17 protein-coding genes are annotated in these 21,280 nt (G+C 59.8%); 9 read left to right on the top strand and 8 right to left on the bottom strand.

The annotated features are described in order from the left end of the window. The first annotated feature begins 86 nt into the window (after positions 1 to 86). From HEP89_RS09100 to phnN, 3 genes are read left to right on the top strand one after another with little or no spacing between them, the layout of a single operon-like run. Complete coding sequence (locus tag HEP89_RS09100) at positions 87 to 836, top strand: DUF1045 domain-containing protein (protein WP_168691834.1); 750 nt, start codon at positions 87 to 89, stop codon at positions 834 to 836. Next, entirely contained in the window at positions 833 to 1,978 is a 1,146-nt protein-coding gene (locus HEP89_RS09095) for an alpha-D-ribose 1-methylphosphonate 5-triphosphate diphosphatase (protein ID WP_168691833.1), read from the top strand. The genes HEP89_RS09100 and HEP89_RS09095 overlap by 4 nt, the downstream gene beginning before the upstream one ends. 13 nt (positions 1,979 to 1,991) lie before the next feature. After that, positions 1,992 to 2,549: a phosphonate metabolism protein/1,5-bisphosphokinase (PRPP-forming) PhnN gene (gene phnN, locus HEP89_RS09090; protein WP_168691832.1), complete on the top strand. Its 558-nt coding sequence runs from the start codon at positions 1,992 to 1,994 to the stop codon at positions 2,547 to 2,549. A gap of 18 nt (positions 2,550 to 2,567) precedes the next feature. Here the strand turns inward: phnN and HEP89_RS09085 are convergent, their stop codons facing one another. Next, positions 2,568 to 2,918 (bottom strand): hypothetical protein, encoded by a 351-nt coding sequence (locus tag HEP89_RS09085; RefSeq protein WP_023002643.1) that lies wholly within the window; start codon positions 2,916 to 2,918, stop codon positions 2,568 to 2,570. A 220-nt stretch (positions 2,919 to 3,138) separates the two neighbouring features. Next, the gene (locus tag HEP89_RS09080) at positions 3,139 to 3,672 is read right to left on the bottom strand and encodes a winged helix-turn-helix transcriptional regulator (RefSeq protein WP_209014555.1); all 534 of its coding nucleotides are present in this window, start codon (positions 3,670 to 3,672) and stop codon (positions 3,139 to 3,141) included. Between the two features lie 46 nt (positions 3,673 to 3,718). Here HEP89_RS09080 and HEP89_RS09075 point away from each other — a divergent pair, with 46 nt between their 5' ends. The 3 genes from HEP89_RS09075 to HEP89_RS09065 all read left to right on the top strand — a co-directional run bounded on the left by HEP89_RS09075 (position 3,719) and on the right by HEP89_RS09065 (position 5,771). Continuing rightward, positions 3,719 to 4,090, top strand: a complete 372-nt coding sequence (locus tag HEP89_RS09075; RefSeq protein WP_168691830.1) for a VOC family protein — start codon at positions 3,719 to 3,721, stop codon at positions 4,088 to 4,090. A 263-nt stretch (positions 4,091 to 4,353) separates the two neighbouring features. Further along, positions 4,354 to 4,722, top strand: a complete 369-nt coding sequence (locus tag HEP89_RS09070) for a group 1 truncated hemoglobin (protein WP_075282204.1) — start codon at positions 4,354 to 4,356, stop codon at positions 4,720 to 4,722. Continuing rightward, positions 4,719 to 5,771 carry an adenylate/guanylate cyclase domain-containing protein gene (locus HEP89_RS09065; RefSeq protein ID WP_168691829.1) on the top strand — a complete coding sequence of 351 codons (1,053 nt, stop codon included), beginning with the start codon at positions 4,719 to 4,721 and terminating at the stop codon, positions 5,769 to 5,771. Before HEP89_RS09070 ends, HEP89_RS09065 begins: the two co-directional genes overlap by 4 nt. Positions 5,772 to 5,889: 118 nt before the next feature. Here the strand turns inward: HEP89_RS09065 and HEP89_RS09060 are convergent, their stop codons facing one another. The 5 genes from HEP89_RS09060 to HEP89_RS09040 all read right to left on the bottom strand — a co-directional run bounded on the left by HEP89_RS09060 (position 5,890) and on the right by HEP89_RS09040 (position 14,171). Continuing rightward, positions 5,890 to 8,802, bottom strand: coding sequence for an AsmA family protein (locus HEP89_RS09060; protein WP_168691828.1), 2,913 nt, complete (start codon positions 8,800 to 8,802; stop codon positions 5,890 to 5,892). Positions 8,803 to 9,085: 283 nt separating this feature from the next. Further along, positions 9,086 to 10,228: a DUF1513 domain-containing protein gene (locus tag HEP89_RS09055; protein ID WP_168691827.1), complete on the bottom strand. Its 1,143-nt coding sequence runs from the start codon at positions 10,226 to 10,228 to the stop codon at positions 9,086 to 9,088. Beyond that, on the bottom strand, positions 10,218 to 11,297 hold the full coding sequence (locus tag HEP89_RS09050; RefSeq protein WP_168691826.1) for an imelysin family protein: 1,080 nt from the start codon (positions 11,295 to 11,297) through the stop codon (positions 10,218 to 10,220). The genes HEP89_RS09055 and HEP89_RS09050 overlap by 11 nt, the downstream gene beginning before the upstream one ends. Next, positions 11,297 to 12,826, bottom strand: coding sequence for a di-heme oxidoredictase family protein (locus HEP89_RS09045; protein WP_168691825.1), 1,530 nt, complete (start codon positions 12,824 to 12,826; stop codon positions 11,297 to 11,299). Before HEP89_RS09045 ends, HEP89_RS09050 begins: the two co-directional genes overlap by 1 nt. 82 nt (positions 12,827 to 12,908) lie before the next feature. After that, a complete protein-coding gene (locus tag HEP89_RS09040) occupies positions 12,909 to 14,171 on the bottom strand; it encodes an imelysin family protein (protein WP_152505224.1) in 1,263 nt (420 codons plus the stop codon). 308 nt (positions 14,172 to 14,479) lie between these two features. Between HEP89_RS09040 and HEP89_RS09035 the strand changes: the two genes are divergently transcribed. The 3 genes from HEP89_RS09035 to HEP89_RS09025 all read left to right on the top strand — a co-directional run bounded on the left by HEP89_RS09035 (position 14,480) and on the right by HEP89_RS09025 (position 16,662). Next, positions 14,480 to 14,956 (top strand): TerB family tellurite resistance protein, encoded by a 477-nt coding sequence (locus HEP89_RS09035; RefSeq protein ID WP_023002633.1) that lies wholly within the window; start codon positions 14,480 to 14,482, stop codon positions 14,954 to 14,956. Between the two features lie 94 nt (positions 14,957 to 15,050). Beyond that, on the top strand, positions 15,051 to 15,806 hold the full coding sequence (locus HEP89_RS09030; protein ID WP_168691824.1) for a glutamine amidotransferase: 756 nt from the start codon (positions 15,051 to 15,053) through the stop codon (positions 15,804 to 15,806). A 238-nt stretch (positions 15,807 to 16,044) separates the two neighbouring features. Continuing rightward, positions 16,045 to 16,662, top strand: coding sequence for a GNAT family N-acetyltransferase (locus HEP89_RS09025; protein ID WP_168691823.1), 618 nt, complete (start codon positions 16,045 to 16,047; stop codon positions 16,660 to 16,662). A 448-nt stretch (positions 16,663 to 17,110) separates the two neighbouring features. Here the strand turns inward: HEP89_RS09025 and pyc are convergent, their stop codons facing one another. After that, positions 17,111 to 20,551, bottom strand: coding sequence for a pyruvate carboxylase (pyc, locus tag HEP89_RS09020; RefSeq protein ID WP_168691822.1), 3,441 nt, complete (start codon positions 20,549 to 20,551; stop codon positions 17,111 to 17,113). Between the last annotated feature and the right edge of the window lie 729 nt (positions 20,552 to 21,280).

Raw genomic sequence — 21,280 nt, 5'->3', positions numbered from 1 at the left:
GCCTTTAGGTCACTCCCTCAGAAAGTTGAAGGATGTGGCCCTGCCACATCCCGGCCAAACCACATTTCAAAATCGCGATTTTCTTCATGCGCTACGCCCTCTATTTCGCCGCCGATGCCGACGACCGCCTGATGCAGCTCGGAAATTCCTGGCTCGGGCGCGATCCCTTTTCCGGCACGGCCCTTCCGCAACCGGAGCTGCCCGGCATGACATCGGCACGCTTCCAGGAGTTGACGACCGCCCCCCGGCGCTATGGATTTCACGGGACGTTGAAAGCCCCGTTTTCTCTCGCAGCCGATCAGACCGAGGCAGCACTGCTGGACGCCTGCGCAGCCTTTGCGGCAGAAATCGCCCCTTACGAAATAGAAGCGCTCGGCGTGAACAGGCTAGGCCGTTTTCTGGCACTGACCCCCGAGGCAGAAGAGCCGGCCCTGCGCGCCTTCGCCGGCCTGTGCGTGCGTCGCTTCGAGCCGTTCCGCGCACCACTGTCCGAGGCGGATCTTGAGCGCCGCCGCAAGAGCGGACTGTCGGAAAGGCATGACACCTATCTCGTCAGGTGGGGCTATCCCTATATCTTCGATGAATTCCGCTTCCACCTGACCCTTTCCAACAAACTGGAAGACGACAGCGACATGGAGCGGATGGCAAATGCCGCCCAGGACCACTTTGCGGATGTCATCGGCAAGAAGCGGCTGTGCCGCCACGTTGCGCTCTACACCGAAGCCGAACGCGGCGCGCCTTTCCAGGTCCATACCGTCTTTCAGCTGACCGGCAGCGTCGCTCCCGCCGACGCCCTCAGCCAGGCCGAGCGTCTTTCCCAAGAGGAATCTGCATGAGCAAGCATCCCAAAGTCTTCAAGAATGCCAGTCTGGTTCTCGCAGGCGAAGTGTTCGACGGTTCCCTGACGGTCGATGATGCCGGTCTGATTTCCGGCATCGGGTCGCCGACCGACGTCGACGGGCATGATTGCGAAGGCGACTTCCTGCTGCCTGGCCTGGTCGAGCTGCATACCGACCACCTGGAAACCCACTATGCGCCGCGTCCCAAGGTGCGCTGGAGTCCGGTTTCCGCCGTGCAGGCCCACGACGCCCAGATCGCGTGTTCCGGCATCACCACCGTGTTTGATGCGCTGCGCGTCGGCATGGATGAAGACGCGGACCTTGGTTATTCGGATATGCGCGCGCTTGCGGATGCCATTGAAACCGGCCAGCGGGAAAACCGCCTGCGCGCCGACCATTTCATCCACCTTCGCTGCGAAGTATCAGCGCCCGACGTACTCAGCGCCTTCAAGGTGTTCGAGGACGACGACAGCATCCGCCTGATCTCGCTGATGGACCACACCCCCGGTCAGCGCCAGTTCGTGTCGATGGATGCCTACAAGATCTACTATCAGGGCAAGAAGGGCTTCACCGACGCCCAGATGGACGACTTCATCCGCAAGCGTCAGGCGCGTGCCAGCAGTCTTGCCCCTGAAAACCGCAAGCATCTCTCGGCCATCGCCCAATCGCGCGGCATCGCCATCGCCAGCCACGACGACGCCACCACCGCCCATGTGGACGAGGCGATTTCACTGCAGACGAAAATCGCCGAATTTCCAACCACGCTGGAAGCCGCCAAGGCTTCGCACGAAGCCGGTATGGCTGTTCTGATGGGCGCGCCGAACGTCGTGCGCGGCGGATCCCACTCCGGCAATATCTCGGCGAAGGCGCTTGCCGAAGCGGGCGTTCTGGATGTGCTCTCCTCGGACTATGTGCCGATTTCGCTGCTGCAGGCTGCGTTCCAGCTGGCAGCAGAGATCGAGGCGATTGCCCTGCCACAGGCAGTCGCCATGGTCACGGCGACGCCCGCGAAGGCCATCGGCCTGCAAGACCGCGGCACCCTGGAACCCGGCCTCAGGGCCGATCTCATCCAGGTGAAAATGGTTGGTGACATCCCGATCGTGCGCGGTGTCTGGCGCGAGGGCAAACGAGTTGCCTGAGGCTGGCTCCGACATGACAGAAAAACTCGGCCCCGGCCGCATGGTGCTCGTGGTTGGGCCGAGCGGGGCCGGCAAGGACACATTGATGGCCGCGCTCAAGGCCCGTCTGGCGGGCCGGACGGACGTCAGCTTCGCCCGGAGAGCGATCACCCGGCAGGCCGATGTCGAGGCCGAGGATCACGACACCCTTTCGCGCGCCGAATTCGATCAGCTGAGAGCTGCCGGAAAGGTTGCCCTGTGCTGGGAGGCCCACGGGCTCGGCTACGTCATCCCGCAAAGCTACGACCAGGCAATCGAAGCAGGCGCAACCGTGATTGCCAATGGCTCGCGCAAGGTGTTGAAGCACGCAGAGGACAAGTACCACAACGCCAGCGTTCTGCTGATCACCGCGCCGGTCGAAGTCCTCGCCGAACGCCTCGCCGCACGTGGCCGCGAAAGCAGACAGGAAATAGAGGAACGGCTGCGCCGTGCCGACCTTGAACCGGAAAACGTCGCCAATCTGATCCGCATTGAAAACACCAGCTCGGTGGAGGATGCGGTCGACAGGATGGTCGCCGCACTCGGCCTTTGACCTCAACCGTACCCGTCTCTAGTCCGCAAAGGCACTCTGGACAGCCTGACTGAAAATCAGGGCCCTGGCATCCAGTGCGTCCTGATGATCACCGTCGAACGCGTGAACCATGGTGCGGAACTGTTTTGCTTCTTCGCCCAGTTCGGGCTCCCCGACCGCCCGGCGGAGATGGATCAAGGCGTGTTCGTGCCTGACCACAAGGTCTGCCAGATGGAGGGCGGAACCGATCATGTAGGCCCGATACTGCAGGCGTTTGACATGATCGAGCCTGTGAACATCCGGTTCCTGCAAAAGCTGCCAGAATCCGATGACATTCCTGCAAGCGGTACGCATCAGGCGACCGCATTTCTCTTCGTCTGACCGGGACATGCTTGCCTCGCAAGATTCGCCTCGACCACTCAAGCGTAGCGCTACACCCGGAAACTGCAATGAACCAGAAGAGTCATGATGCGTCATTACACGCCCAGATTCATTGATTTCGAAATTATTGTTCTTGGACAAAGACTTGTGCGGTGGATTGCAGTCGGAAAAATTTCATTTCAAGGCCAGAAAATACAACCATAGGGTAGAACTTTGGTTCACATCCGGGTCAACGGGCGCCCGCAGCGATCGCCTGGTTGATTTTCAAACCCGCATTCACGGCGTGATAGATCGGGAAAGGTGTGCGCTGTGACAGGTCGATGTCCCGCCTCAGCCACTCCTGCTCTTCCAGAACACCAAGGGACTTCGACAGGGCCCGGTCCGTCACCGGACCGAGGTTTGACTTGATCGCCGAAAACCGGCTTGGCACCCCGGTTACGGCCAGGATAGGCACAGTCCAGCTGCGTCGCAGTACCGAAAAGGCATCCTCGTTCGGAACGATCTCCTCGATCCGGCTCGCCATGGCAGCAACAGCCTTGCCTTTGTCCGTCAGTCGAAACTCGGGCCGCAGGGGATGGCCGTGGCCGGGGTTTCGCTCCAGCAGCCCAAGCTGGAACAGATGTTCAAGGCTTGCTGCAAAAGAACTGCGACTCGCCCCTGTCGCCGCGATCAGCGGGGCTTGCCGACCGGAAACACCTGCATGCAACTGAGCCAGAATTTTCAGCGACCAGGCTTTGGATGTGAGGTTGACAAGAAGCTGCATATTCATATTTTATAGCTACTATACTTTTGATACATAGGAAAGTCTCATGCCTCTCGTTTCTCTGGATAATACGATCACTCTCGCCCTCTCCGTTCGCGACAGGCATGCAAGTGCCGACTGGTACGCGCAAAAACTCGGATTCGAGTTGCTCTATCATATGGACGAAGCTGGCTGGAGCGAGCTGGCAACCCGAACCGAAGGTGTGACCCTGGGACTGGGCGAACAATCCGAACCCACGCCCGGAAACACGGTTCCCGTCTTCGGCGTGGCCGATATCGCAGGTGCCCGCAGTGCGCTGGAAGGGGCCGGTGTCAAATTCGACGGAGCGACGGAGACCATCGAAGGCATGGTCAGCACCGCAACCTTCTACGATCCCGATGGCAACGCGCTCATGCTTGCTCAGGACCTGTCCAAATAGGCGGCTCACAAGGAACAGCCCCCCGAAGAACATCGGCACATCCGGCCGGGCGACCGACCGGATACTGTCTGCAGCGGGTTTTCGCAAACATCCAAGGCACGAATTTACGATCTGACAGGCAGCAGGCGACAGAAATACGTCATGCTTCCCAGAGGAAGCTGACGAATGACGCAAAGGAATAGTCGACACAAAATCTTTGCATTGCCAGAATAGTCGACTACTCTCTTATTCTTGATCTCATTCTGAAAATCGAGTTCTGCGGCATGCCTGCGACATTGTTTGAAAAGTACGGCGGCTTCGGGTCGGTGAGCCGCATCGTAATGACCTTTTACGACAAGGTTCTCGATTCCGACGAGATCGGTGACTTTTTCGACGACGTCGACATGACCCGCCTGATCGATCATCAGACCAAGTTTATCTCCTATCTGTTGGGCGGGCCGGTCAGCTATTCGGAAGAGCGGCTGAGACGGACCCATGCCACCCTTGACCTGAAAAACGAGGACTTTGACGAAGTTGCACGTCTCCTGCGCGAGACGCTGGTGGAACACAAGTTCGACCCTGCAGACATCAAGTCCGTGATGTCGGCAATCGAAGCGCGTCGTTCCGCCATTCTTTCGACCGGTGCGACATGAGCATCACCGCCATCAACCAGCAGCTCTTGCGCGCGATCGGGGTCGGCATTGCCGTCGTCAACAGCAAGGAGCTCCAGTTCCTTTTCCAGAACGCTCCGTTTTCCGATTGGTTCGGCAAGCCGGAAGCCGTCACCACGCTTGCCGATCTGCTGCCGGATATCGACATCGAACAGCTTCGCGAAACAATCAAAGAGCAGGGACGCTTTTCCGGAGAAGTCTCCGTCAAGCTCAAGCGCCGGACCCTGGTCATCGCCCTGACCGTTTCGCCAGCTGAAGAGCAGGACTTCCTCGTCGTTGAGTGCCAGAACATCACGCGGATCCGCGAACTGGAGTCCATGATCGACAGTTACTCCTCCATGGTAGAGCGGAATACGCGCGAACTGGAACGCGAGAAGGAACGTGTCGAGCGCCTGCTGCTCAACCTGATGCCGCGTTCGGTCTACGAGGAGTTCAAGACCTTCGGTGTCGTCACGCCGCAGCTTTACGAGAGCGTTTCCGTGGTCATGCTCGACTTCGTGGACTTCACGAAATTTTCCGCAGAGCACGACCCGACGGTGACGCTTGGAGAACTGAACGACATCTTTACCGCATTCGACCGTATCGCCGAGCAATTCGGCTGTGAGCGCATCAAGACCATCGGCGATGCCTATCTTGCCGTTTCAGGCATGCCCGAGCCCTCGCCGGATCACATGCGCGCTGTTGCCAACTGCGCCGTGCGCTTCATTCGTTACCTGGAGCGTCGGAACCAGAGCCATCAACACAAGTGGCGGGCGCGTGTCGGACTGGGTACAGGATCGGCAGTCGGTTCCGTCGTCGGAATCCAGAAGTACGTTTATGACGTCTTCGGCTCGGCAGTGAACCTTGCCGCACGACTGCAGGAATTCGCCAATCCCATGTGTGTCGTTGCACCGGATGCCATGAAGGAATTCCTGGTGGACGAGTTTCACCTGGAAGACCTTGGCAAACGCGAGATCCGCAGCTTTGGAGAAATGCGGCTGATGCGGGTCAGTCCCGGTGTCGAACTGGCCCATCGGGCGCGGCAGTTCTGACCGAACAACAGGTCCGCTGCCAGGCCACTCGCACCCCCGAACGAAACCCACCCTCTCAGTCCCACGGCAAAAGCAAAGGTGCGGCCCCCGAACGCAGCACCTTTGCGCCAATGTGCCGTCAGTTCTTGTTTTTCTTCTTGTTCCCGAAAACGTTGCCCAAAAGGCCGGAAGGCAGGCCGAAGCCTTCTTCTACCGCTTTCAGAACTTCCTCGTCATCGACCTCGCCGTCCAGAACCTTCTGAACGTCGATCTGGGTCTTGCCGCCGGTCGCCTGGTTGATGACCTTGTTGGCCTGGTCAACCAGCTCCTGGGATGGTTCCTTCTTTCCCTGAAGAATAGAGATCAGCTCACCGCCGGTCTGCTGCAGTTGCTTGTAGGCTGCCTCCGGGTTTTCCAGAATACCCTTGATGTCCGGATAGATCCGCGGATCGTTCCACGGACCTTCGATCACGATGGGCACACCTAGGCCGGCCAACTTCTTGTCTTCGCCCTTCCGCCGAGGCTGCGGGGCCTGGCCTTCCAGCGTCGGCACGATCTTCGGCTCCACACGCCAGGAAAGTCGCTGCGCCGGCATGTCCGTCGTGCCCTTGCCGGTCATGCGAACCAGCGGACCGATCAGGGACAGATCGTCGGTCTTGGCAATGCCGTTCTGGATCTGGAACGTTGACCCGAGCGAGCTGAAATCGGTCTTGGCCGACGGATTGGCCTGCCATCCGAGCAACGTCTCCACCGACAGGCCACGCACCATCTGCGGCACGTTGATACCCTTGATCGCGCCGTCGGCGAACGTGTAGTTGGCTGTCCCGTTCAGGGCCTGCACCAATGCCTGTTCGCTGCCGCCTTTGGAGGTAACATCCAGGTTGATGTTGGCCTTGCCTTCGATCCAGCTGAAATCGGCTGCATCGCGCAGCAACGGATAGGCGTTGAGGTTGGCGAGAGCAAATTTCGCGGCAACTTGAGGTGTTGCGGACGCCCCGTTGAGCGTAACCGTACCGGTGCCGGAGCCGCCGTAAAGTGCCAGCTTTTCCAGGTTCGCAGTCAGCACACCGTTCTTGATGGTGGTCGACAGGGCGCTCTGGTCGATCTTGATCTTGTCCCAGCGGATTTCGCTGGTGGTCAGCTTGAAGTCCGCGTCGATCGCGTTGAGACCGGAGAAATCTATCGGCTCTGTACTCCAGCCACCTGCCCCACCGCGTTTGCCGCCGCCAGCCGAGGAATTTCCGGACGCCTGGCCAGAACCGCCACCACCGCCGCTGCCTGCGCCCGAAGACGATGCGCCACCGAGATAGGGGTCAAGCACAAGTTCCCGCAGATCCAGCCGCGCCGTAACGCTTGGCTTGCCACCGAGGACGATCCGTCCGTTGGCTTCACCCGACGTATCGTCCAGCGTGAACCGTGTTTCCTCGAATGAAATCGTCTCGCCTGCAACGCCGAAGATGCCCGAAGCCTTGAAGCGCTTCAGACCGCCACCGCTGCCAAGTGGTTTGCCGAGCCACGCCATGAGCCCGCGCAGATCGGCAGTATCGACACTGACCGCACCATCAAGTGCACCGTCGCGCGAAGCCCGACCGTTGAAGCCGGCGCTCACCCGATTGCCTTTCACGCTCACGGAAACCGGCGCAGCTCCCCCCGCCAGCAGGCGAGCTGTGTCGCCTTCGCCGGTCAGGCTGAACGCTTCGCCGCGCCAGGACAAGGCACCGCTGAGCGATATCGGGTTTTCCAGTCCCTGCAGATCGATATCCATGGCAAGGTTCGTCAGGCGGTCCGCTTCCGGATCGCCGCCGACCGCCGAAGCAAGCCCAAGTCCGCCAATCTCGCCCTCGGCGATACGTACGGACCCCGTGATATCAAGACCGGCAAGCAGTTCTTCCCCTGTCTGCCCAACGGTTGCAAAGGCAAGGTCGAGGCTGAGTTTGCCGCTTGCAGGCAAATCCCTGCCCGCCAGCTGCAGGAGATCGGCAATCGAACCGTCTTTCAGCACCAGCCGGCCGGAGACTTCAGGAACGCTCCCCGACAGATCCGCGTCCGCCGCACCGCCAAGAGACAGTTGGCCAAGCGTGATGTCGAGATCAGCCAGCGACAGCATGGCCTCGGTGCCTGCAACCTTGGCCGACACGGCAAAAGCACCCGGATCGGCGGCAAGGTCCTGCCCGGCCAGCGCTGCAAGCGCTTTCAGGGAAGGACCGGCTGCAGAAAGGGCCAATTCGGCGCGCATCGGATCGAGGCCGGATTGACCGGTGACGGAGACGCTGTTTTCACCGCTGGAAATTTTCAGGTCCACCGGAACCTGCTCCCCGCCCATGAGAGCGAGCGGGTTGGTCAGGGATCCTGCGACGGCGACCGGCATTTCGCGGAACGTGAAACTGGATGTCAGATCCACCTCACCCGACAGGCTGGGCGCCTGCAGGCTGAGATCAAGGTTGGAGATACGAACCGGCTCGGCAGCATCCGGCGCCTTGTAGGTCACCGTGCCACCAGTGATCTGCAGGCTGTCGACACCAATGCTCTTGAGATAGCCCTCGGGAGCTGCGGCTGTTTCTGCCGGCTCTGCTTCAGACGCAGGCGCTGGCGCGACTTCCGCCACCGCATCGGTTTCGGCGTCGCCGGTTTCAGCCTCGATCAAGTCGCCAATGTCGCTGATGTCGCGGCGGGGCTCCCAGCTCGTGGTGCCGTTCGGGCCGATTTCCAGATAGATGTCCGGCTTGTCCAGGGCAATTCCGGTCACCTGGATATTGCCGGAAACCAGACCACCCCAGGCGAGACCAAATTCGACACGCTCGGCCTTGGCAAACTCGATTCCGTCGGCACCGGCCTCGCCGGCGAGGCCGATATCTTCCGCGACCAGCGAAAATGCGGGAAACAGCGACAAGGACACAGGTCCGTCCAGGCGCACGCGCCAGCCAAAGCGCTTGTCTACCTGTTCAACTACCTGACGCTTGATTTCGTCCTTGGGCAGGAACAGCGGCACCACCAGAATGATGGTTACCAGCATGAACAGCAGACTGCCCAGTCCGATCAAAAGCCGACGCATTTAGTGTCTCCCCGTCGCGAATCGGTCCCCAATGTAGACCAATCGGGCCGGAACGTCCCCAAGCAGAAGCAACCGCTTTCGCAGGAAAGGAGACAGAACGATCAAATACCGGCAAATCGGTCTACAACACCGCATACCGCCCCTGGGACCGGCATACGATCCCGATCACTGTGCCAGCCGATTTTGACAAAAGCAGGAAGTCTGCCGAATTTGCCCCCGGTTGGCACCTTTCAGGCTGAAAACAGCCTGAAAGGTGCAGGATCCAGCCGTCCGATGCTCTGTCTCAGGACAGGGCAAACATGTGATTGTCCCAGGAAATGCCCGGTGGGCGAGCCAGAATTTCCGCCGGCTGGGCAGGATCCTCGACAAGAGACAATGCCCCGTTGCCGTCGGAAATCAGAAAGCTGCCCTGATCGATCGGCGCAACGCCGCATCCGTCGGCAATGGCCTCGGCACCCAGGAATGCGACGGTATCGGCCTTCCAGAACAACGTCTGCCCGCCCCTTGGAGCGGACGTTGCAATCACCTCACCGCTTGCGTTTGCGGTCACCGAGCCGATGTAGTTCTGAAGGCCTGACGCGATACCTGTCGGAATTTCCGTCAAGATGGGTGCCTCGTCCCGCGAAAACACGCCAACCAGAGGCGGCAGGTCTGTTTCCGGCCCCTCGAACTGACCGCCGACCCACGCCCGCCCTTGTCCGTCCAGCGCCATATGCCGGAGCGACAGCTGGTGCAGGGAAGCGTCCAGAGCGTGGCTGGCATGAAGATCACCGGTTTCGCGATCCAGGAACACCACGGTCGGCGCCATGGTGTCGAGATTAAGCTTTTCCCGCCCCTTGTCCGGATGGGTCATGATGCCGCCATTGGCAACGACAAGCGTGCGCCCGTCCGGCGCGAGCAGCAAGTCATGCGGACCGATGCCATGGGTCTCGATCTCGCCGATCCGCTGAACCTGACGGCCACTCATGTCGTAAACACCAATCACGCCACGGGCTACGGCATAGTCGTTTTCGACCGCATAGAGCAGTCTGCCATCAGCGGAAAAACAGCCATGTCCATAGTAATGGCGGCCAGGTTCCGCCGTAAGAACCTCCGGCTCCACATCCTGATATGGCCGAACCACGACAGCGAAAGTGCCGGGCCGGCGGGCGAAGGCTACAAACCTGGACTTGTCGGGAGAAACCGCGACGCCGTGGCCCCGTCCCGGCAGACCGATCCTGGCCAGAACCTGTCCAAGGTCGTCGACAACACCGACTCCATAATCGCCGTTTTCAAGCTTGTAGGCGCTCACGAACAGTGGCACGCCGTCGGAAGCTTCCCGGTTCAGAAGGCTTGCCGCCAGCGTCGAGCCGGAAAATGCCGGCAAGGCGGCAAGGCCGCCGAGTGCTGCCAGAAAACCACGCCGGGAAAGGGGCTTAGTCACCATCGAGCGCATTAAAACCTCCAGCAAGTTCCAGGGCACCTGCAAGTTCAAGGGCAATCGTGTCGCGAAGCGATTTCAGCGTGATCGCCAGGACAACCATCTTGTCGTAGGCATCGCCTTCTTCGAAGGACTGGCGCAAGGGCGGATCCAGGGTCCCCAAAAGAGTGACAGCATTGCCAAACTCGAAGTCGAGCGTGTCGTAAATCCAGGTGAAATCGTCCGGCGTCAGGTCTTTCAGGTCGAGGGAAGCAATGGCCTTCTGAATGCCGAGCAGCTCGCCGTTGAGATAGACCACGCTGTTGCCGGAGCGCGAGAACGGAAAGCGCGTCGCCCTGGCCTTGTCCTTGCCGGTTCCCAATGCCGGAAGCACATCCTGATCCCGCGCGATGATCAGCCCCGTGACCAGCGCGTTGAACACGCTTTCCAGCGCTTCCTTCGACGTATGGAACCGCTCGTTGCCGCCTTCAGCTGTCAAGAGCACCTCGCTGTATCCGTCGGGATCCTGCCAGCCGGCAGCGATTTCGCTGGCCATGGCCGCAAGGTTTTCCGAAATTGCCAGTGCATAGCCGCAGCTAAAGTCCTTGCCGTCGTCCGCCTGCCCAAGCCGAACCGCATTGTCCTTGTCGAAAGCGAGCAATTCCAGTGCTGTCAGTCCCTGAACCGCGACGCTCTTGTCCTTGAGCGTCGCCGCAGACAACGCGTCCTTGTCTTCAGAAGCGAGAAGTTTGCGGATCTGGCGTTGCGTGATGCCACGCGGGTCAGGCAGGAAAGCCAGCCGACTGAGGCGATCGTTGTCGATCAACGGGCCAAACCGCAAGAAATGCACATGGGAGAAGTCCCGCACAGTGTCTGAAAAGGCCGTCCTGAACCCCTCGACCGATGCTTCGTCCGCATTTGCGCAGACCGCTCGAACAGCGTCCGGCAGATTTGCAGAGGTTTCGGCAAACGCACCGGTTGCCGGTTGGATATAGGTCTCGATCAGATTGCCTAGTTTCGGCTCGTAGTCCGTGGCGAACGCGGGCTGGGCGATAACGGCTCCGGAAACGAGAGCGGCAAATAGCAAACAGCGCATCAAAGGGACTCCAGAAAACGTATAAGCGATTGTCGGTCGGCGGGCGGAAGCGCAACCACAGCGTCGCGCGCCTGTCGGGCTTCGCCGTCGTGCCACAGGACCGCTTCCAGCAGATTGCGTGCGCGGCCGTCGTGCAGGAACCGGGTGTGATTGTTGACAGTCTCGGTCAGGCCGATGCCCCATAGCGGCGGCGTACGCCACTCCTGTCCACTGGCGTCACCCACCGGGCGATTGTCGGCAAGGGCTTCGCCCATGTCATGTAACAGGAAATCCGAATAAGGCCAGATCAACTGGAACCTGTGCGCCGGATTTTCCGCCTTTCGGCTGGTCACGAATTTCGGTTGGTGGCAGGCCGGACAGCCCGACTGGTAGAAAACCTGCTTGCCTTTCAGCACCTCGGGATCATCCACGTCGCGGCGCATCGGCACCGCCAGGTTTTCCGAATAGAAAGTGACGAGATCCATGACCGGGTCCGGAGCTTCCGAGACACCAAGGTTTGCCTGTTCGCCATGAGGCAAGGCGCGGCAAGCTGTCTGCGCCGTGGTGCAGTCGCCGTAATTGTCCGGCATCTCGGGTGTCGAAATGCCGATATCACCTGCAAACGCTGCCGCGGACTGGGCACGGATCGAGGGTTTGGAAGCCTTCCAGCCGAAACGGCCAAGCGTTAACGCACCTGTCGCAGGGTCACGAACCCGGCTGACCTTGCCGGAAATTCCATCACTGTCGATGTCGTCGGGGTCCGCAAGCGCTTCAATGTCGCCGGGGTGAATGGCCTGCACCAGACCGAGGCCGATCATGGGCGGGGCCGCGCGGGCCGAAATCATGGTGTCGGGGTGCATGTCGCCATATCCAAGATCCCGGATCCTGTAGACGGGCTTCTGCAACACAGCCTTTTCTCCACCGGCCAGCGGAACCTCGGTCTCCTCCACCTCGATATCGAAGCGTCCTTCACCGGGCAGGCCCGGCACCGCAAAGGTCTGGAACTGACCGCCGTAGGTCGGCTCCGGCACCAGCAGGATATCCTTGTCGGCAAGTGCCTGGCGCTGCGCCTCGGACTGAGGCGGGATGGACAGGCGAAGGAACATGGAAACCGCGTCTTCACCCGCCCGCGGCGGTCGGCCCCGGCCATCCTTCAAGTGACACCCCTGGCAGGAGCGCGCGTTATAGAGCGGCCCCAGGCCATCCGATGCCTGTGTCGATGAGGGAGAAGACGCCCAGAGCTTCTTGAAAAGCCCGTTGCCCACCTTGAAGGTGGCCTGTTCTTCAAAAGTCAGATTGGCATTGGAGTGGGAATAGGCATCCCGGTTGATCCGCCTTCGGGACGTACCGGCCCCGCCCTGCATGATTTCGAATGCTTCAGCGACTTCGAAATCGGCCGGCGGCTGCAGAACCTTCGCGGCCTTGATCCTGTCCTTGGCCGAAAGATCATCCCGGTGAGACAGCGTATCATCTGAAAGAGCGGTTCCTGCCGCCAGGCAGAAACACAAAAAGACGCCCGTCATGGCGCCCGGTCTGGGGACCAGTCTCATATTCGCATCCTGACTGTAATCCGCGAGCCCCAATTCGCGGACAAGCCGTCAGGCGGCCGATGCCGCCTGACGATCTGTTCGATTATTCGAAAACGGCGCCCGGGTTGTCCAGGCTGTCGGAACCTTCAAACGCGATATCGTCGAGTTCAAGCACCTTGACGACCCGCTCGATGGAAGCCGTCTGGTCAACCAGCGCATCGACAGCAGCCTGCACGACGGCGTTGCCCTCGTCATTGCCTTCGCCGATCATCTGGTCATAGGCTTCGCCGCCTTCGGCCCGGGCCTTCATGGCTTCGAAAGCCGCCAGCGTGGCGTCGAGCTTCGTCTTCATTTCTTCCGCCAGCGCCGGATCCTTTTCCGCCACCAGATCGGCGAGGGAAGCACCGGAAACATCGTTGCCGACCGGGCTCTTGTACGACCCGAAATAGACGTTCCGGATGCCGACCACGTCGTTGTAGTGCGACATGTGGGTGTTGTCGGAGAAGCAGTCATGCTCTTCTTCCGGATCATGCAGCATAAGGCCAAGCTTGATGCGCTCACCGGCCAGTTCGCCATAGGAAAGAGATCCCATGCCGGTCAGAATGGTAGCAAGACCACCGGCCTCGCCCTTGCCGGCCAGCTCTTCGCGCGCAGCCCCGTCAGGAGCCCAAGCATTGGCCATTTCTTCAAGATCCGAAATCAGAAGATCGGTTGCGGCCTGCAGATACTGAATGCGGCGCTCGCAATTGCCACCGGTGCAGTTGGCCGGATCAAAGTCGGTGGCAGGGCGGTTGCCGGCACCAGCTTCGGTGCCGTTGAGGTCCTGACCCCACAGCAGGAATTCGATGGCGTGGTAGCCGGTCGCAACATTCGTTTCCACTTCGCCGGCTTCCTGCAAGGATTCAGCAAGCAGGGTCGGCGTGATTTCGGTGGCATCGATGGTTTCACCACCGACCTTGAGTGTCGGATTTGCAATCACGTTGGCGACGTAGAGATCGTTTTCTTCCGATTCATCACCGTAGGACGCGTCGACATAGTCGATCAGGCCTTCGTCGAGCGGCCAGGCATTCACCTTGCCTTCCCAATCGTCGACAATGGCGTTGCCGAAACGGTACGCCTCTGTCTGCTGGTAAGGGTCGCGTGCTTCCTTCCAGGCGGTGCGCGCGGCTTCCAGGTTTGCTTCGGTCGGCTCAGCTACGAGCTTGTCGATCGCGGACTTGAGCGTCTTGGCCGTTGCGAGCGAGTCCGCATATTTCGCCTGGGCGATGTCGCCGTAGGTCGACAGAACGTCGGAAGGTGCTGCAGCCAGGGCCGGAGTGACGAAAAGGGCAGAAGCGGCCAGAAGACCAAGCTTGAAAGTATTCATTGATCCATCCCGTAATATGTGTCGCCCGCAGTGCGCGTGGACCGTCTCTGGGCGAAACCTGAATGATTTTGTGGCGCGGAAACACGCGCCGCAGGGAGAGGGAAACCATTTCATGAGGCAGGAAGTCAAGTTATAATTCCAAAAAAATCAATAGTTTAGAACGGTTCCAAAAAGTTGACTTATAAATGCCGGATTTGATTCCCATCTCAAAGTCTTAAAGCCGACATCAACCCTTTGATGGTAAAGAGGGAATGGTATAGCAATAAAAGCCGGCCTGTTTGGGGGGCCAGGCAACAGGAACGACAGACATGCTCAATGCGCTGAAAAGTTTTGTTCGGGAGCTGACCTTTGGTGACAGCGGAGAAAAGACCTTCGCCGAAGACGACAAGCGCCTGGCTGCGGCGGCTCTCTTGTTTCACCTGATCGATATCGATGGCGTGATCGAGGAAAGCGAAAGCTCGAAGCTGCGGGAAATCCTGCGCAAGCACTATGACCTGACGGACAAGGAAACGACCGAACTGATCGCCGCCGCCAAGCAGCGCGACGAGGAAGCGGTCGATCTGTACGGCTTCACATCGGTGCTGAAGCGCACAACCGACGAGGAAGAGCGCCTCGCGATCGTCGAGATGATGTGGGAAATCGTCTATGCCGACGGCCACGTGCACGAGTTCGAGGACAACACAATCTGGCGGGTTGCCGAACTTCTCGGGGTCTCGACACGCGATCGCATGACCCTGCGCCACAAGGTTGCCCAGACTGCCCCGGAGACCGACGAACTGGACTGATCGCCCACGCGATAATCAGCCGGGACGCGTATTTATGCAGGATGAAGTGGCAACGGGACTCGATTTTCGTGCCGACCTCCCTCATATTAAGTCCATGCTTTTTCAGTCCGATCCCGTGAAGAACCGACCGAAAGTCCTGATTGTCCTGCATCAGGAGCATTCCTCGCCCGGACGAGTGGGCCTTGAGCTTGTAAAGCGCGGCTTCGCGCTGGACATCCGCAAGCCTCGGTTCGGCGACCTTCTCCCCGACACTATGGAAAACCATGCCGGCGCCGTCATTTTCGGCGGCCCGATGAGCGCCAACGATCCCGATGCCTTCATTCAAAAGGAAATCGACTGGATCGGTGTTCCGCTTGCCGAGGAAAAACCCTTTCTCGGCATCTGCCTTGGTGCGCAGATGATGGTCAAGCATATGGGCGGCACAGTCACGGGCCATCATGAGAGCCTGGTTGAGATCGGCTATTATCCGCTGCAGCCGACCGAGGCAGGCAAATCCCTGATGGACTGGCCGAAAAAGGTCTATCAATGGCATCGGGAAGGGTTCAACCTGCCCCGCGGCGCCGATCTGCTGGCCTCCGGACCGACTTATCCGAACCAGGCGATCCGCGTCGGGTCTTGCGGCTACGGCATCCAGTTTCACCCGGAACTGACCCACCAGATGATGGTCCGCTGGACGACCAAGGGCGCCCCGCGCATGGAGCTGCCCGGCGCCCAGCAACGCCGCGACCATTTTGCCGGACGCTTCGTTTACGATCCCGCTGTTCGGAAATGGCTCGACCGTTTTCTGGACCTCTGGATCGGCACGGCCGCCGCCCCGGTTTGCCACGGCATGTTGAAGGCAGCGGAATAACCGCGTTTCAGACCCGGTACCCAGGCAGGACATTGCTTTAACGTGGCCCTGAACTGCCTCCACCGTCATTCCGGACAAGTAAGGCGAAGCCGAGCGCTGATCCGGAACGACAGTGGCGGGGGCTCAGGCGCCTCGAATTCGGCAACAATTGTCACCGGGCTCCCCTGCGCGTCTCACCTCCAGTGACAGATGAAAGAGTAACAAAAGTCGCCCCCAATAATCCCGAACGGCTTTTGAAATGAGTGTCGCAAGCACCCAATCTTTTAATGACGCCGATTGCGCAACTCTTGCGAATAAGGCTGTCTATGCGGCGAAACAGAAACCACAAGCTTCTGGCAATCATTCAGGAGCGGGAGTGACACACGCTTTGGGCCGTCCAGCAATTCACCTTCACAACGCCAGGCCCGAAGAAACAGAAACCCTGGCTCGTATTGGCCTGGAGGCCTGGCTGAAGGGCATTGCCCCTCTTGTCCCGGACGGAGTCCGTCAGGAGATCCTTGCTGACAATCCATTTATTCCCTTTCTTAAATCATTCGGGCCTGCGGTGATCGTCGGAACAATCAACGGCGAACCTGCAGGCATCGGCGCCTGCGAACACGCCGAGGACACCATCTCTGACATCTGGGTCGCTCCTGCGTTCGAGGGGCTCGGTGTTGGGACAGCCTTGGTCAGATCACTTGAAACAGAGATCCTCAACCGTGGTCACCCTGTTGCCTACATCCAGGTTGCCGCGCTCAACAGCCGCGCCTTTAGCCTGTACCGCCATCTAGGATATCGGGAAGAATGGCGGCAGATGAGCTTCGATCCGATCCTGAAGGTAGAGATGGAAAAAGTTGGACTATCGAAACAGCTCTAGCCCTTGGCCAAGCGAAAATCGGAGCAGTTCCTAGGACAACATTCGAAGTAACTCGACTATCGTCTCTTGTTACCCCACACACGTTTTCACAGGAGACGCGGGCGGTGCCCCAGAAAAAGACAGGGCTAGACGCAATGTGCATCTGCCCGGGAATACTGGATCCCGGGTCTGCGCTACGCTTCGCCCGGGATGACAATCGAGAGGCACATCCACCGTCATTCCGGACAAGTGCAGCATCGCTGTACGCCGATCCGGAATCCAGCGCATCTGCGTGAGCACAGCGAACCCTCAAGCTGGAAGAAAGACGCGCTTGCAGCGCGAATGATATCCGGCTTCCGGATCTGTGCGCGGTGCCACCCCGCTTGTTCGGAATGGCGGGCAAAGTGGACACAAAAAGGCCGCCCGGAATGGATCCAGACGGCCTTTGGTTGATGCTGTCGCCAGCATCTTAGCTTTCGAAGACCACCAGAAGGTCCTTGGCGTCGATCTGCGAACCCGGTGAGACCAGAACTTCCTTGACCTTGCCGTCTCGTTCGGCGTGGAGCGCGGTTTCCATTTTCATGGCTTCGATCGAGACCAGCACATCACCGGCGGTGACATCCTGGCCGGCGCTGATCGCCACCGTGGAAATGACGCCCGGCATCGGTGCTCCGACATGCGCCGCGTTGCCGTCCTCAGCCTTGCGCATTGCGGCAGCTCCGGTGGCGCCATGGGCACGGTCCGGAACCTTGACGTTGCGCGGCTGGCCGTTGAGCTCGAAGAAAACCTTCTTCTCGCCCTTCTCGTCGGTCTCGCCAATCGCCTGGCAGCGGATCACCAGCGTCTTGCCGGCTTCCAGATCGACGGAGATCTCGTCACCCGGTTCCAGGCCGTAGAAATAGACCGGAGTCGGCAGGACGGACGTCGGACCATATTGCTGCTGGGCCTTGTCGAAGTCGGTGAACACCTTCGGGTACATCAGATAGGAGGCAAGCTCGGTGTTGCTGATGCCGTGGCCGGTCTTGTCGGAAACAGTCTTTCGCTCCGCATCCAGATCGGCATCCTTCAGGAGCGACCCCGGCCGCACGGTGATCGGGGTTTCGCCCTTCAGAACCTTCTTCTGAAGCGCTTCCGGCCATCCGCCCGGAGACTGGCCGAGGTCACCGTGCAGCATCTTGACGACGCTGTCCGGGAACGCGACATCCTTCGCCGGATCCTCGACCTCCGCCACGCTCAGCCCCTGGCTGACCATCATCAGCGCCATGTCGCCGACGACCTTGGAAGACGGGGTCACCTTGACGATGTCACCAAACATCATGTTGACGTCGGCATAGGCCTGCGCCACTTCGTGCCAGCGGGTTTCCAGGCCAAGCGAACGGGCCTGTTCCTTGAGGTTGGTGAACTGGCCGCCCGGCATTTCGTGCAGGTAGACTTCCGACGCCCCGAAGCGCAGGTCGCTTTCGAAGGCACGATATTGGGTCCGCACCGCTTCCCAGTAGAACGAGATCTGGCGGATCGTCTTGGCGTCGAGGCCGGTATCACGGTCGGAACCGCGCAGGGCTTCCACGATGGAGCCAAGGCACGGCTGGGAGGTCAGGCCGGACAGCGCGTCCATGGCTGCGTCCACCGCGTCGGCGCCCGCTTCGACCGCTGCCAGAACAGTGGCCGCGGCGATGCCGGAAGTGTCGTGCGTGTGGAAATGGATCGGCAGGCCGACTTCCTGTTTCAGCGTCCGGATCAGGACCTTGGCTGCTTCCGGCTTCAACAGGCCGGCCATGTCCTTGAGACCCAGGATGTGTGCGCCGGCTGCTTCCAGTTCCTTGGCAAGGCCGACATAGTATTTCAGGTCGTATTTCGGCCGGGCACTGTCCAGCATGTCGCCGGTATAGCAGAGCACGCCTTCGCACAGCTTGCCTGCTTCCTGGACCGCGTCCATGGAAACACGCATGTTCTCCACCCAGTTGAGGCAGTCGAACACGCGGAAGAGGTCAATGCCGTTTTCAGCGGCTTCCGCCACGAAATACTTGACCACATTGTCCGGATAGTTGGTGTAACCGACACCGTTGGAGCCGCGCAGCAGCATCTGCAACAGGATATTCGGCGCCTTTTCGCGGATCTTGTGCAGGCGTTCCCACGGGCTTTCGGTCAGGAAACGCATGGCAACGTCGAAGGTCGCGCCACCCCAGCATTCCAGCGAGAACAGGCTCGGCAGACCGGCTGCATAGGCATCCGCGATGTTGACGATATCGTGGGTCCGCATGCGGGTTGCCAGCAACGACTGGTGCGCATCGCGCATGGTCGTGTCGGTCACCAGCGTCCGCTTCTGGTCCTTCATCCAGTCGGCAAAACCCTTCGGACCCAATTCGTCCAGCAACTGGCGTGTGCCGGAGGGCTTGGCATCGCCGAAGTTCGGGATGACGGGCGCGGCCACATCCTTCGGCGGACGTGCGCGGCTCTTGGTTTCCGGATGACCGTTCACCGAAACGTCGGCGATATAGGTCAGGAGCTTGGTTGCGCGGTCCTGACGCTTGGTCTGCTCGAACAGGGCCGGCGTCTCGTCGATGAACCGGGTCGTGTAGTTGTTGGCCTTGAAGTCGGCATGGCTGATGATGTTCTCCAGGAACACCAGGTTTGTCGCCACACCGCGGATACGGAATTCGCGCAGGGCGCGGTCCATGCGCTTGCGGGCGTCTTCCGCCGTCGGGGCCCAGGCCGTGACCTTTTCAAGAAGCGGATCGTAGAAACGGGTGATGACCGCACCGGAATACGCCGTGCCGCCGTCCAGACGGATGCCGAAGCCCGTCGCCCCGCGATAGGCGGTGATGCGCCCGTAATCCGGAATGAAGTTCTGCTCCGGATCTTCCGTCGTGATGCGGCACTGCAGGGCATGGCCGTTGAGACGGATCTTGTCCTGGGAGGGAACGCCGCTTTCCGGCGTGCCGATCTTCTCGCCTTCGCAGATCTTGATCTGTGCCTGGACGATGTCGATGCCGGTGACCTCTTCCGTCACCGTGTGTTCCACCTGGACGCGCGGGTTCACTTCAATGAAGTAGATGGCACCGGTGTCGGCATCCATCAGGAACTCGACCGTGCCGGCGCCGCGGTAATTCACGGCCCGGCCGATCTTCAGACCATATTCACAGAGCTCGGCCCGCTTTTCGGCCGAAAGATACGGCGCCGGAGCGCGCTCGACCACCTTCTGGTGGCGGCGCTGGATGGAACAGTCGCGCTCGAACAGATGAACCACGTTCTCGCCGTCGCCCAGGATCTGAACTTCAACGTGGCGCGCCCGCTGGACCAGTTTCTCCAGATAGATCTCGTCCTTGCCGAATGCCGCCATGGCTTCGCGCTTGGCCGCCAGAACTTCTTTGGCCAGGGTCGCTTCGTCCGGAATGACGCGCATGCCGCGGCCACCACCGCCCCAGGAGGCCTTCAGCATGACCGGGTAGCCGATCTCGGCGGCCTGGCGCTTGATTTCGTCCATGTCGTCCGGCAGCGGATCCGTTGCCGGCATCACCGGCACACCCGCCTCGATGGCCAGATTGCGCGCGGCCACCTTGTTGCCCAGGCGGCGCATGGTTTCGGACTTCGGTCCAATGAAGGTGATGCCGGCTTGTTCGCAGGCATCCACGAATTCCGGGCTTTCGGACAGAAGGCCGTAACCGGGGTGAATGGCGTCTGCACCGGAGAGTTTGGCAACGCGGATAATCTCGTCGATGGAGAGGTACGCCTCGATCGGCCCGAGCCCCTTGCCGACCTGATACGCTTCGTCGGACTTGAACCGGTGCAATGCCAGTTTGTCCTGCTCGGCATAGATCGCAACGGTCTTCATGCCCAGCTCGTTGGCGGCACGGAACACCCGGATCGCGATTTCAGATCGGTTAGCAACGAGAATTTTTGTTATCGCCAAACGCCTTCTCCCCCTAATTTTACGCAAAACGAAAAGCCAGTTTCGGCAAGATTTCTACTTTGGTCGGAGGCGCTTGAAAAGGGGCAGAAGCTATGTCCTTTTTTTAACTTGGAAAATAATTTTGCGTCTGCGCCCGTAACTGTAGGAAAACGAACACTAATTCGATTGAACCCCAGAGCCTCCCGGACTTTTTGAAAAAGGTGCAGCGCAGCAATTTTCAGATCAGGACAGGCGCCGAAACCGCAAAAACCGGCTTGTGTGACTGCTGACCATTTCGGGACACATTCCTGTCGGCAAGACAAAATCACCCTCGGGACGGCCCAATCGCGTAGACACGGCTTCGCCGGAAACCCACTAGATCTTGTGAGAACAAATCCGCAACCTTGATGAAACAGCGATTCGTCCAAGATTCGTTCACCCTGTGTCCCCGGGTAAACGACATAGCCCCACTGTCGAGGATGCGCGTTTATAGAAAATTAATCATTGACAGAGATTCGACGCAAATCAGCTACAACCGCGCAAAACGACTCAACCTCTTGACCAGATTCAGGATTTTGTGGCTCTACCCACCTCGCAAACCACATGTCGTAGGGAACAAATCCTGAATCGTCCGGAGTCGCCGATTCGGTTTCGGTTTGTTCCAGAGTCGTTCTCCACAACATATTTCAACCGTCAAAAACCTGACCGGCTGGCCAAAAGAATAAGGACATGCCCGCCCCGGCTGTGCTA

It is taken from the genome of Labrenzia sp. 5N, assembly GCF_012395805.1.
Classification (GTDB): domain Bacteria; phylum Pseudomonadota; class Alphaproteobacteria; order Rhizobiales; family Stappiaceae; genus Roseibium; species Roseibium algicola.
The sequence above is the reverse complement of the archived record's forward strand: the minus strand, read 5'-3'. Positions and strand labels throughout refer to the sequence as shown.